This is a genomic window from Campylobacter concisus, assembly GCF_003048605.1.
In the GTDB taxonomy this organism is placed as follows: domain Bacteria; phylum Campylobacterota; class Campylobacteria; order Campylobacterales; family Campylobacteraceae; genus Campylobacter_A; species Campylobacter_A concisus_BM.
Map to the genome: position 1 here is coordinate 123,531 of NZ_PIRX01000002.1, position 14,488 is coordinate 138,018.

The 14,488-nt window shown below is 39.4% G+C and carries 6 protein-coding genes; 4 read left to right on the forward strand and 2 right to left on the reverse strand.

Features of this window, described 5'->3' with window-relative positions:
* Window positions 1-91 precede the first annotated feature (91 nt).
* The 4 genes from CVS86_RS01965 to CVS86_RS01980 all read left to right on the forward strand — a co-directional run bounded on the left by CVS86_RS01965 (window position 92) and on the right by CVS86_RS01980 (window position 4,991).
* Complete coding sequence (locus tag CVS86_RS01965; RefSeq protein ID WP_048809899.1) at window positions 92-307, forward strand: DUF4492 domain-containing protein; 216 nt, start codon at window positions 92-94, stop codon at window positions 305-307.
* Between the two features lies 1 nt (window position 308).
* Entirely contained in the window at window positions 309-1,844 is a 1,536-nt protein-coding gene (locus CVS86_RS01970; protein ID WP_107790794.1) for a cytochrome ubiquinol oxidase subunit I, read from the forward strand.
* Window positions 1,837-2,961, forward strand: coding sequence for a cytochrome d ubiquinol oxidase subunit II (locus CVS86_RS01975; protein WP_107790795.1), 1,125 nt, complete (start codon window positions 1,837-1,839; stop codon window positions 2,959-2,961). Before CVS86_RS01970 ends, CVS86_RS01975 begins: the two co-directional genes overlap by 8 nt.
* Window positions 2,962-3,224: 263 nt before the next feature.
* The gene (locus CVS86_RS01980) at window positions 3,225-4,991 is read left to right on the forward strand and encodes an aryl-sulfate sulfotransferase (protein WP_107790796.1); all 1,767 of its coding nucleotides are present in this window, start codon (window positions 3,225-3,227) and stop codon (window positions 4,989-4,991) included.
* A gap of 32 nt (window positions 4,992-5,023) precedes the next feature.
* On the opposite strand, the gene CVS86_RS01985 is transcribed toward CVS86_RS01980, so the two are convergent.
* Both CVS86_RS01985 and CVS86_RS01990 read right to left on the reverse strand, forming a co-directional pair.
* Entirely contained in the window at window positions 5,024-5,377 is a 354-nt protein-coding gene (locus CVS86_RS01985) for a hypothetical protein (RefSeq protein WP_021086308.1), read from the reverse strand.
* A gap of 66 nt (window positions 5,378-5,443) precedes the next feature.
* Complete coding sequence (locus CVS86_RS01990; protein WP_159070805.1) at window positions 5,444-14,359, reverse strand: Ig-like domain-containing protein; 8,916 nt, start codon at window positions 14,357-14,359, stop codon at window positions 5,444-5,446.
* Between the last annotated feature and the right edge of the window lie 129 nt (window positions 14,360-14,488).

Sequence of the window (14,488 nt, forward strand, 5' to 3'; positions counted from 1 at the left end):
CCGATTATACCCCTTAAATATTTAGTAAGGCATTAATCGTGCAATTTTTAAAAATTATTCTTTAAGTTTTTTTGTTATAGACTTCGACATCATGATTAAAAACTGCTTAAAAAACATCGCCTCATTATATGTAGACGGCTTTAAAAATATGAAAATAGGCAAGAAACTATGGCTTCTCATAGCGATAAAGCTTATCATTATGTTTGGGATATTAAAGGTCTTCATCTTTGACGAGACCCTTAATACCAAATTTCAAACTGACGAAGAAAAAAGCGAATTTGTAATTCGTAATTTAATAAAGGAATAAAATGTCTGAGATGGATTTTGTTGATTGGTCTAGGGCTCAGTTTGCGCTGACTGCCATTTACCACTTTTTGTTTGTCCCGCTTACGTTGGGGCTAAGTTTTATCATCGCCATTATGGAGACGATATATGTCAAAACTGGCGATAAGGCCTGGCTTGAGATAACGAAATTTTGGCTAAAGCTCTTTGGTATAAATTTCGCTATTGGTGTAGCTACTGGCATCATCATGGAGTTTGAGTTTGGTACAAACTGGGCAAATTATAGCTGGTTTGTCGGCGATATATTCGGCGCTCCACTTGCGATCGAGGGCTTGCTAGCATTTTTCATGGAGAGTACATTTTTTGCCATTATGTTTTTTGGCTGGGAAAAGGTTAGTAAGAAATTTCACCTACTTTCAACATGGCTTGTTGCGATCGGTTCAAATTTAAGCGCACTTTGGATCTTGATCGCAAATGGTTGGATGCAGTATCCAATAGGCATGAAATTTAACCCAGATACCGCTAGAATGGAGATGCAAAATTTCTTCGAAGTCGCGCTAAATCCACTTGGTATCACTAAATTTTTACACACAGTAACTAGCGGCTACACTATCTCAGCTATTTTTGTGATAGGAATTTCTGCTTGGTTTTTGATCCAAAAACGCCACATCTTGCTTGCTAAAAAAAGTATCGTCGTTGCTAGCGCATTTGGCCTTATCACTTCAGCATTTTTACTACTTAGTGGCGACGAGAGCGCATATCTTGCAGCTCAAAAGCAGCCTATGAAGCTAGCAGCCATGGAGGGACTTTATAAGGGCGAGCAAAACGCTGGCCTAGTTGCAGCTGGTATTTTAAACCCAGCTAAAAAGCTTGGCGATGAGAGCGATGCCTTTTTGTTTGAGATAAAAGTACCTTACGCACTTGGCATCATGGCAAACAGAGAGCTTAACTCATTTACGCCGGGCATAAATGACCTACTTTATGGCAACAGCGAGCACAATCTAATAAGCGTAGAAGAGAAGATGGCAAAGGGTAAAGTAGCTATCGAAGCTCTTAAAAACTACAAAGAGGCCAAAAAAGCAAATGACGAGAGTCTTATGAAAAGCTCACTTTCAAATTTAGAGAGCAATCTAAATTTCTTAGGATATGGCTATCTTAAAGATGCAAAAGATGCTGTGCCACCAGTTGCGCTTACATTTTATAGCTTCCACATCATGGTCGCGCTTGGCACTTACTTTATAGCTCTTTTTGCTATTACGCTCTATCTAAATCTTTCAAAAAAATATAAATTTGAAAACATAAGAGCCTTTTTGTGGATCTGCCTCTTTACTATACCGCTTGGCTACATCGCAGCTGAGGCTGGCTGGATAGTAGCAGAAGTCGGCCGTCAGCCTTGGGTAATACAAGATCTCATGACCGTTGGCGTCGGAGCTACAAATTTATCTGACTCAAACGTAAAAATTTCATTTATATTATTTGCTGTTTTATTTACGGTCTTGCTGATTGCCGAGATCAAGATCATGCTTAAGCAAATAAAGATAGGATTTAACGACCATGCATAGTTTAAGCTTAGAAAATTTACAAATTTATTGGTGGTTTATAGTTAGCCTTCTTGGCGGACTTTTGGTGTTTATGATGTTTGTTCAAGGCGGTCAAACACTCATCTTTAGCCTTGGTAAGGACGAGCTTAAAAAAGATATGCTCATAAATTCTATCGGTAGAAAATGGGAGCTTACATTTACGACGCTTGTTATGTTTGGTGGCGCGTGCTTTGCGGCATTCCCGCTATTTTACGCTACTAGCTTTGGTGGCGCTTACTGGGTTTGGCTGGCTATTTTATTTTGCTTTATAGTCCAAGCTGTAAGCTACGAGTACCGCAAAAAGCCTGATAACTTCTTAGGCGCTAGAACTTATGAAATTTTCCTTTTCATAAATGGCTCACTTGGCGTTATCCTTATCGGCATGGCGGTTAGCACATTTTTTAGCGGTAGTGATTTTGTGCTAAATGAACACAACTTTGTCGAGTGGAAGACTCCATTTCGTGGTCTTGAAGCTTTATCAAATCCTTACTTGTACTTGCTTGGCATAGCGATGTTTTTCCTATCTCGTATAGGCGGCTGCTTATATCTTATGAACAACATTGCTGATGGCGAATTTATACAAAACGCTAGAAAACAGCTGCTTGTTAATACCGTGCTATTCTTGCCATTTTTCCTAGGATTTCTTGCGTGGATACTTACAAAAGATGGCTTTGCATACGACGCAAACGGCGTAGTTAGCCTTGTTGCTTACAAATACGCTATAAATTTGATCGAGATGCCTATCGCTGGCATATTGCTTCTTGTTGGCGTGCTTTTGGTGCTTGTTGGAATTTTCCAAGGGGCATTTACAAAGAGTATTCGCGGAATTTTCGCTTACGGCGTTGGCGTTACGCTAGCTGTGACCGCGCTATTTTTGATAACAGGACTAAATGGCACCGCATTTTATCCGTCATTTAGCGACCTTGCTAGTTCGCTAACTATCAAAAATGCAAGCTCAAGCCACTACACACTTGGCGTTATGGCATATGTTAGCTTGTTAGTGCCTTTCGTGCTTGCCTATATCGTCGTAGTTTGGAGAGCGATAGATAGCAAGAAGATCACGCAAGATGAGATCAAAAACGATCATCACGCATACTAAGGATAAAAGATGTTAGAAGCAGGAATTTTTTTGGCACTTTGGCCAGTAACGCTATTTATTAGCTACAAATTTGTTCTTTTTTCTCTTAAGAAATTTGACGCAAATAACTAAAATTTAGGGGCATTTGCTCCTAAATTCTTCTTTTATTTTCACCCTTTAAAACCACTTCTTTATAAATTTACTTAAGCATCTTTTTATATAAGCGTTAGTTTTGCGTGAAATTTGGGTAGTAAGATATCATTAAATTTCACAAAGGAGCGAAAATGAGCAAGAATTTCTTAGGTTCAGTTGCCCTTGCGGCTGTTTTGGTGAGTGGTTTTGGCTTTAGTGCTCCACTAAACGCTGGAGTCTTAGCTCATCAAGTAAAGGTTCAAGGAGAACTTGGCTCAGTCTTTATAAACCCCTACGACGTATCGCCGCTAACTGCTATCATCGATAGTGCTGGCAAAGATATCAAAGATATCCACGTCAAAGTAAAAGGCAAGCCAGATGGCGGTATCGATATCGACTACAACGTTTCAGAGCATGCCCTACTCACACATGACGGCGTGCCTATTTGGGGACTTTATCCTGACTATCTAAATGAGGTCGAGCTTAGTTACACATTTAATGGAGCTAAAAAGGTTGAGACATATAAAATTTACGCCCAACCTATCGTCACATATAGCCGTGATTTTAGGTTCTCGCACATGCAAAAAACTCGCGTCAAAAAGGTCGATCCTGCCTTTAAAAACAGGCTCTATCTCATAAATAATACGATCACAAGCGTCTATAAACCGCTTGATTGGAAAAATGGTGGAGCTGCTAGCTGGAACGACTTTACCGAAAACTACATCGTAGATACCAAGGGCGAGGTCAGATGGTACCTTGACTATCAGAAATTTTACGACCGCAGCGAGAGAAGAGTGATGGATGGGGGTATGATGATGGGCTTTCATCAGCTAAAAAACGGCGATATCAGCTTTGGCATGGCTCAAAGATATCTTAGATATGATCTAATGGGAAAAGAAATTTACAACCGCCCACTACCTAGAGGCTACATCGATCTAAGCCACGAAGTTATGCCATTAAAGGGCGATCACTCACTACTTAGAGTTGGCAAATACAACTATCATCACAAAAATGGCAAAATTTCTCACACCATAAGAGACCACATCATCGAGGTCGATAACACTGGCAAGGTGGTCGAAGAGTGGGATCTAAATGAAATTTTTGGCAACAACGTTTATCGTAGCAACCTCATAAAAGCGCTTGATGCTAGAGCTGTTTGCCTAAATATCGATATGGATGCAAAAGAGATCAAGATAAGCGACGATCAGCCATTTGGCGATATCACCTCTACTGGTACAGGCAGAAACTGGGCGCATGTAAATTCTATCTCATACGATGAGAGCGATGATAGCATCATCCTTTCGCTTCGTCACCAAGGCATCGTAAAGATAGGACGCGATAAAAAAGTAAAATGGATATTAGCCTCGCCTGAGGGCTGGAGCGAGGACTTTAAAGCAAAAGTGCTAACTCCAGTCGATAGCAAAGGCAATAAGATAAAATGTGAAAACTCAAAATGCGAGGGCGAATTTGACTGGTCATGGACACAGCACACTGCGTGGCTAACACCAAGATATGACAACAAAGGTAGCGTAAAACACCTAAGCGTCTTTGACAATGGCGATGCTAGAGGCATGGAGCAGCCAGCCTTTAAAGAGGACAAATACTCCCGTGCGGTTGAATACAAGATAGATGAGAAAAAGGGCACGGTTGAGCAGACTTGGCAGTTTGGTAAGGAGCGTGGATTTGACTTTTATAGCGCGGTTACTAGCAATGTCGAGTGGCAAAAGGATAAAAGCACCTACTTTATCTCAAGCTCAAATGTAAATTTACTTCGCCCTGACAAGACTATCAAAATGGTCTTAGTCGAGATCGACCCGAAGACAAATGATATAAAATTTGAGATGGATGTGGATTCTGCTTCAAGAGATGATGTCGCTTATAGAGCGATGGTTATCGATCCTGAAGTGTTTAGTTATTAAATTTTGGTGTGAGACCCCCTCTCACACCATTTTTATCGGATATTGTTTTGAAATTTATAAATTTCTTCTTTGACGCTAGTTAGGTCAAAATTTATCGCTCGCTCTAGCTCTAGCAAGCTTACATCTTTGTCTATCTCAAGAGCCATCGCTATCTCATTTAGCTCTTTTGCTTCCTCATTTGCGAGGATCGCACTCTTAAAACTAGCCTCATCTATCTGGCCAAATTTTAAAAAGATCGATTTAAATTTATCTTTTAAAATTTCTCTACTTAGCTTTTTATCTTCTAAAGCCTTCTTTGTGCCACCATTTCTGTTACATGTTCTAAATATAAAATCTATTGTTTCATTTACTTCATCGAGTAAATTTTTTGTCTTCTCGCTTTGCATACAAACTCCCTTCACCGCAAACAAATTCAAAGCAAGGCAGACTTTATCCGCCCTGCTTTTAAGAAATTAGAAGTGGTTTTCTACTTTCTCTTCGATTTGGATAGGATGAGTTGTAGCTATATTTTCTTCGCCAGCATGTGAGCTTGCAGTAGCATAAGAAGGTTTAGCTTCTGACTTACCTTCACTCATGATATGATCTTTTGGTGTTTCTAAAAGATCATTTGCGCTAACGCCTATTTTATTGTTATTTAGAACATTTAGCTCAGCTTTTGGCTCATCTAAGTGAGCAGCCTTGCTTAGATCAACACTATCATTGTCTAAGATATCATCTGGCAAGCTTCTAGTGCTTCTTACTTTACCGCCATAAGTGTTCTTTAGATCAAACCTTACCATTGTATCATTAGAAAGTGCATTACCGGCTAGGTCTTTAAAGTATCCATTCATAGATACTATCATACCGTCATGGCTCATATTAAAGTCTTTGCCATCATCGCAAAGAGTTACCACTCGACTTATACTACCGCTCTTGATATCTGCTTCAGTTATAGTAATATCTTCGGTATAACCGTTTATATTGCCCCATTTTGGATTATTAGTATTGATCATATAGTGGAAAACATCCCCAGCTTTTATAGTTACACGATCTTGTGGTATATCTACAACAAATGTTATATCACCATTGCCATTTGCTGGATTTTCATAATCTGCTTTATCATAGATTTTATCTTGATTTGCATCTTCTTTAATCCAAATGTTCGGTTGAGCAATAGTTGTATCTATCTCAAGATTTGATACTACATAAGGATTTGAAACCACACCAGCTTTATTTGTAGCTACTGCTGTTACAGAGTAGTTACCGTCGGCAATATCATCAGTTGTTACCTTCCAGCTACCATCACTTTCAGCTGTTATAGTTTTCTCCCAAACACTATGTGACTTACCATCAACTACAGATACTTTTACGCTTGCATTAGCCTCAGCTGTTCCACTTATAGTTGGTGTCTTATCATTTGTTAAGCCTGCAACTTGCGCAGCCTCATTTGTGATAAGATTGCCTACGTGGCCACCTCTAACATCATCATAGATGCTTGTGATCTTAACGTTAGTTGTCGCAACTTGCTGATTATCACTAAAGTCAAATACCACTTTATCGCTACCTTTAGCACCTTTATTGCCAGCTGCATCGCTAAAGTATGCTTCAGCAACATAAACGCTTCCGTTTGCATTTTTACCATAAGGCATAGGCTTACCAGCATCCGGCTGATCTTTGTCAATTTGGTTATTTTTCATCTCACCAATGTAGCCTCTATCAATTTCAGCTTGACTTATAGCGCGCTCATGCCAGCCTGTTTCATCCCATTTATAGTGGAATATATCACCAGCTTTTATGCTACCATCATCTGGTATAAGAGCCTTCCATGATAGACGTCCTGTGTGAGTATTTTCTATATTTTCTTTCCAGCTAAATTTACCATCGTTATTTGTATCTTCGATAAATTCAACTTTCGCATCTGCTATCTTAGTATCAACATCTATAGCTGCCACATTTGAAGGGTTGCTTACTACACCGGTCTTGCTTGTAGCTATTGCGGTTAACTCATGTTTACCCTCAGCAAGTGGAGTTTTTGGTGTAAATTCCCAAGAACCATCACCATTATATTTGATATCTCCATCAACAACCTTGTCACCATCTTTAATTGTTATAGTTACACCAGGTTTTGCTGTACCTTTGATAGTTGGTGTACTATCGTCTGTTAGGCCATTATTTACACCAAGGATATTTCCTACTTTACCGTTATAGCCAGCCACATCGTCACAAACTGCTGTGATCTTGACAACGCCAGGACTTGTTGTGTCTACATCTGAAGATGTTTGGTCAGATCTACTTCTGTTTCCAGCTAGGTCAGTTGCTTGTACGACCATATTATGCTTGCCATCAGCCATTGGCTCTTTTGGCTGTATTGTCCATTTACCATCTTCACCAGCTTTAGTTGCGCCTATTACTTTGTCATTATCGAAAAGCTCAATAAATGCACCTTTTTCGGCCTTACCTTCAAATACCGGTCTATTGTCGTTTGTTAAACCACCTTTAACGTCACCTTTATATATACCACCTTCTACATTGTCGGTAATGCTATCTATAGTTGGTTTAGGTGTTACAGTATCGACATCTATGTTGGCTGCATTGCTAGGTGCACTTTCTACATCTAGAGCATTTTTAGCTACCGCAGTAATGCTATGTTTGCCATCAGGTAGTACTGCGCTTGTGCTCGGTGTAAATTCCCAGTTGCCATTAGTATCAGCTTTTGTAGTTCCGATAAACTTGCCGTTGTCATAAATATCAACTTTTATACCAGCCTCAGCTGTACCTTTGATAGTTGGGGTATTGTCATTTGTTAAACCACCTTCTACTTTAAGCACGTCGCCTACTCTAGTATCATCATCATAGCCTTTATGGTCATCAATAACCTCTTTGATAACTGGGGCTGTAGGAGCAGTCTTGTCAAATCTAACTGAGTCTGTACCCTCTGCACTGATATTACCAGCTTGATCTACTATCCTATAAGATGGAGTTTGGAAACCAGGTCTACCTTTTACAAAATCAGCACTGAAATCATCTCTTACAACCTCACCTTTAGCTACGTTAGCAGCACTTAGGGTTAATACAGTTACCCACTCTCTATGGCTATTAGACACTTCGATTCTATCGCCTTCTTTTGCATCCTCTGGTAGCTTGATAACCCATTTTAGTTTGCCGTCAGTTAAAGCAGACGCTTCAGTAGCTGTCAAGATGTTGTTGTCGTCTGCATCAGCTGTGATCATTACTTTTGGAGCTCTCGCGGTAGTATCAACATCTACGCTTACCACGTCAGATGGCTTGCTATTGTTTCCTGCTTTATCAGTTGCTTGTGCTTCAAAAGTATGGCGACCATCTTCTAACGCAGCATGAACTTTGCCACCCCAGTTAGAATTTACCTCTAATGTATATTCCCATTTGCCATTTTCATCAGCCGTTACAGAAACTTGCTTGCCATCTTTAAATACAGGTCTACCGTCGATCATAAATTTAACTTCTGCAAATGCCTCTGCAGTACCTTTTAGCGTTGGCAAGTTATCATTTGTTAAGCCAAATTTTACGTCGCCATTTACAGCGCCACCAGCTACATCATCTATAATCTCAGTGATAACTGGTTTAGCGCAGTTAGTATCAACATTGATGGTTGCTACATTTGACGGATTACTAACGTTGCCAGCTTTATCTGTTGCTGTAGCTGTTACATTATACTCACCATCAGCAAGTGGAGTTTTTGGTGTAAATTCCCAAGTACCATTAGTTTTAACTTCTATATCCTCACCTATAATTTCGTTTCCATTTTTAAGAACGATAGTCGAACCAGCCTCAGCTGTGCCTTTAAATTTAGGAGTATTATCGTTTGTTAAGCCTTTGTCTTTACCAAGAACGTTATCAAATTCAACGCCACCATACCATTCATCAATCACAGCGGTAATAACTGGAGTATTAGGAGCTGTAAAGTCTGAGCTTATGCTCTCTTTTACCATTTCGCTAGCATTGCCTGCTTGATCAACGATCTTAGCTGTGATAGTTGAAGTTTGTCCATCAACTACTGGTACTTTAACTTCTATGTAGCCAGCTACTCTGTCATTGTAAGTTATAGTATGTGTTTTTTCCTCACCATTTACAGTGTAGTGGATCACATCATTTTCTTCAGCATCGCCTGGAACAGAAATTTGAGCTGTTGTGCTAGCATTGTCACCATCTTTGCCGTTCTCTGCTTTATTTAGCTTGCCATCTTTTTTATTGATATCTTCAACAAATATGATTGTTGGCTCAGACGGAGCTACTAGGTCAACATTAACTACCACTGTTTCTGAGAAGTCTGAGATATTTCCTGCTTTATCTTGTGCTCTTGTAGTGTATTGATACTCGCCATCTTCTAGCTGAGGTAGTTCAAATTTCCAACCACCATGCTTATCAGCTGTAGTAGTTCCTATAGCTCTCTTATCGCCACTTAGTTCACTAATCTCATATATAGTTACTACCGAGTTAGGCTCAGCATATCCCTCAAGAGTTGGTGTGCTGTCGTTTGTTAGAGCAACTTTTGTTTTAGCGTCTAAAACGTTGCCAGTGTGGCTATCTACATCATCATTTACAGCATTTATTACTGGAGCATTAGCTGTTGCATCTACATCTAGCTCAACCTTAGGTGTGATTGATTTATTACCTGCACTATCAGTAGCATGTGCTTCGAAGTAGTGTAGGCCATCACCCATAGCTTCAGTTGGAGTAAAGCTCCATTTGCCATTAGCGTCAGCTACTGTTTTACCAACTAGAGTTTTTTCTGTAGTTGTTAAGAAGCTCTCATAAATTTCTACTGTTGCACCAGGAGCTGCACTACCTTTGAATGTTGGTAGATTATCGTTTGTTAGACCATTTTTAACATCACCATTTACTACACCACCAGCTACGTCATCATAAATTTCGTCGATTGTTACTTGAGTTGTAGCATGAGTATGGATGATATCATTACCTGTTACTGCACTACCTTTACCAGTGTTGCCAGCTTCATCAGTGATCTCTACTTTTATTTTATCACCTGGGTTTAGTGGTTTAGTAGTATCTATAACAAATTTGCCATCTCCACCTACTTTGCCTTCACCAATTACATTACCAGCTTCATCTTTAACAATAACCTTAGCATCTTGTGTATCAGAGCTACCCTCTACTCTACCTTTTTCTGGAGTGTTATCAGCTGGGTTGCTAATATCTAGTGGGCTTACTTTTAGGTTTTCAACACTTGGAGCTGTTGCATCTACATCTAGCTCAACCTTAGGTGTGATTGATTTATTACCTGCACTATCAGTAGCATGTGCTTCGAAGTAGTGTAGGCCATCACCCATAGCTTCAGTTGGAGTAAAGCTCCATTTGCCATTAGCGTCAGCTACTGTTTTACCAACTAGAGTTTTTTCTGTAGTTGTTAAGAAGCTCTCATAAATTTCTACTGTTGCACCAGGAGCTGCACTACCTTTGAATGTTGGTAGATTATCGTTTGTTAGACCATTTTTAACATCACCATTTACTACACCACCAGCTACGTCATCATAAATTTCGTCGATTGTTACTTGGACGGTAGAAGAAGCCTCAGTGATATCTTTTGAAATTTCCTCGCTTGGCTTGCTTGGATTGTTTGGATTGACGATCTCAGCTGTTATAGTTGTCTTATCTCCTGTTTTAATATCAACTGCAACTTCAACCTTACCATTTTCGATATCTTTTTCTGTGATAACGTGCTCTTTTGGCTTGTCGCTGTTGTCTTTAACGATAAGTTTATCGCCTGGTTTTACGCTGCCATCTTTTGGAATGACTACTTCAGCTGTTGTTTTGCCAGCATCTTTATCGCCTTCTTTGTTCTCTTTGTCAGATATCTTACCATCTTCGTTAGTATCTTCTGGGAATTTGATAGATGGGTTGCTTGGTTGGCGAGTTAGTTCTGAATCAAGTGTAAGCGTAGCTTTTGATGAGTCGCTAATGTTGCCAGCATCATCAGCAAATCTATACTCTGGAGTCTCATATTTGCCATTTCTTAGTTTTTCTATATCAACGTTAAATGTAGCTTCAAATCTACCATCTTTGATCATCTCATCAGTTATAGTAACAAATTTAACCCAATTGCCTTTGCTGTCTATTGACTGGATCACATCACCAGCTTTTATGCTACCGTCTGTTGGGATATCTATTACCCAGTGAGCTTTGCCGTCTTTTATAGCAGCCACTTCAGCAACGCTTAGAACACCGTTATTATCTGTATCTTCTAAAAATCTAACTTTTGGATTGCCGATAGTTAGATCCACATCTACACTACCAGATACTTCTTTACTAGCATTACCCGCTTGATCAACGATCTTAGCTGTTACTGTTGAAGTCTTACCATCAACTACTGGTACTTTAACCTCTATGTGTCCTTTTGCTTTATCAGCATCAGTTATAGGATGTGATTTTTCTTCACCATTTACAGTGTATTTGATCACATCATTTACTACTGCATCTGTTGGGATAGAAATTTTAGCTGTTGTATTAGCGTTATCACTATCGCTACCGTTTTCAGCTTTATTTAGCTTGCCATCTTTTGGATTGATATCTTCAACAAATGTGATTGTTGGCTCTGATGGAGCTGTATGATCATTTGGATGCTCTATATTGCCAGCCGTAGCCATTTCTGTACCTGCGTTACCAGCTTTATCTATTGCTTGAACAAATACTGGAGTACCTGGCTGAACAGCTTTATCTAGTTGAATTAAGAAGTCACCTGCACTGTTAGCGTGACCTTTTCCTATAATGTTGTTATCTACATCTCTAAATAATATCTCAGCATTTGGAGTATCTGTATGACCTGTTCCCATAGTTAGCTCTGCTGTATCATCGGCTTTGCTATTAGTATCGATTGGAGTAATTTTAACGTTATCAAGTTTTGGAGCAATTGAATCTAGATCGATTGTAGCTTCATTGCTTGGTGTGCTCTTACCAAATTTATTCTCAGCAGTTGCTGTAAATTTATGCTCGCCTTGTTTAGTAAGTTCTGGAGCTGCAAATTCCCATGAACCATCAGCTTTAGCTGTTGTCTCACCTATTCTGTCGCCATTATCATAAATTTCTACTTTTGAGCCAGCTTTTGCAGTGCCTTTGATAGTTGGAGTTTTATCATTTGTTAGATGACCTTTAACATCAAGAACGTTACCTACTTTAGTATCTTCTCCATAGCCTTTAACATCATCAATTATTTCATTGATTACTGGAGCTTCTGGAGCTTTAGTATTCTCACTATCTTCACCTATCACCTTGCTATCCTTGCCTGGGTTGTTAGGGTTATTTGGATTGATGATCTCTGCTGTTACATTGTTATCTTTACCTGGGTTTAGATCAACTGGAACATCGATGCTACCCTTATCGATATCACTTTGCTCGATTGGTCTTACAGTCTCCTTGCCATTGTCATCAGTAACTATTAGCTTATCGCCTGGTTTTACGCTGCCATCTTTTGGAATGACTACTTCAGCTGTTGTTTTGCCAGCATCTTTATCGCCTTCTTTGTTCTCTTTGTCAGATATCTTACCATCTTCGTTAGTATCTTCTGGGAATTTGATAGATGGGTTGCTTGGTTGGCGAGTTAGTTCTGAATCAAGTGTAAGCGTAGCTTTTGATGAGTCGCTAATGTTGCCAGCATCATCAGCAAATCTATACTCTGGAGTCTCATATTTGCCATTTCTTAGTTTTTCTATATCAACGTTAAATGTAGCTTCAAATCTACCATCTTTGATCATCTCATCAGTTATAGTAACAAATTTAACCCAATTGCCTTTGCTGTCTATTGACTGGATCACATCACCAGCTTTTATGCTACCGTCTGTTGGGATATCTATTACCCAGTGAGCTTTGCCGTCTTTTATAGCAGCCACTTCAGCAACGCTTAGAACACCGTTATTATCTGTATCTTCTAAAAATCTAACTTTTGGATTGCCGATAGTTAGATCCACATCTACACTACCAGATACTTCTTTACTAGCATTACCCGCTTGATCAACGATCTTAGCTGTTACTGTTGAAGTCTTACCATCAACTACTGGTACTTTAACCTCTATGTGTCCTTTTGCTTTATCAGCATCAGTTATAGGATGTGATTTTTCTTCACCATTTACAGTGTATTTGATCACATCATTTACTACTGCATCTGTTGGGATAGAAATTTTAGCTGTTGTATTAGCGTTATCACTATCGCTACCGTTTTCAGCTTTATTTAGCTTGCCATCTTTTGGATTGATATCTTCAACAAATGTGATTGTTGGCTCAGTTGGAGGAGTTGTATCTGTGTAAACTGTATTACCAGCTGTGCCATCACCTTTACCAGTGTTGCCAGCTTTATCAGTTACTTCTACTGTTACTTTATCGCCTGTTTTGATTGCATCAGTTGGAACTTCGAAATTTCCTTTATCATCAGTTGTACCACTACCAATTATTTTGCCATCTTTATCTTTTACTACTACTGGAGCATTTGGCTCATCTGAATGACCTTTTACAATTCCTTTGTCTGGGTTGCCATCTGCTGGGTTGTTTTCATCTACTGGAGTTACTTTAACGTCTTCAACTGTTGGAGGAGTTGTATCTGTGTAAACTGTATTACCAGCTGTGCCATCACCTTTACCAGTGTTGCCAGCTTTATCAGTTACTTCTACTGTTACTTTATCGCCTGTTTTGATTGCATCAGTTGGAACTTCGAAATTTCCTTTATCATCAGTTGTACCACTACCAATTATTTTGCCATCTTTATCTTTTACTACTACTGGAGCATTTGGCTCGTCTGATTTACCAGTTACAATTCCTTTGTCTGGGTTGCCATCTGCTTTTTCGTTTGTATCTACTGGGTTAATAGAATTTATAGTTACTACTGGAGCTGTAGTGTCGATGTAAAAACCTGTGCCGCCGCCAGTGCCGTCATTATCTAGGCCGCCTCTTACGCCTGTTTCTGGGCTAGCAAAACCAAAACCGCCCAACGAATTTATCGCACTAGTGCTAGTGCTTACATTTGAATAATGCCCACCATGCTCAAATCTGGTTTCACCAAGACTAACGCCATCACCAGCACGACCGCCGCTTGTACCGCCAGCTGCTGTTTCCTCTAAGTCGCCTAAATTTGCGCCATTTAATAAGGCTTTTTGAAGTGCTGCTACTTGTGAATCACCAGTAGTTGCCCTTGGATCAAGGCTTAGCGTATCTTCGCCGATCATTGATAGCTCTTTTCCATTATTTGTCGCTATCACAACCTTAGAATCAGCTGAAGTTGTTTTTACCGTCTCACCTTCATAAAGGCTATCACCAACTTTTAGTACCCTTTGGTTACCACTTTTATCTACTGCGATAACCTCAGCAGAACCTGATATAGACTTAATTGTGCCTAGTTTCTTTGCCATGTTCATTCCTTTTGGGCTAAATTAATTTTGGCATTATTTTATAACTATTAGGAGAAATTGTAAATTGTACCTAGGTACAATATAGTTACATTATTTTATTATATGTTACATTTATAGAATTTTTTGTAA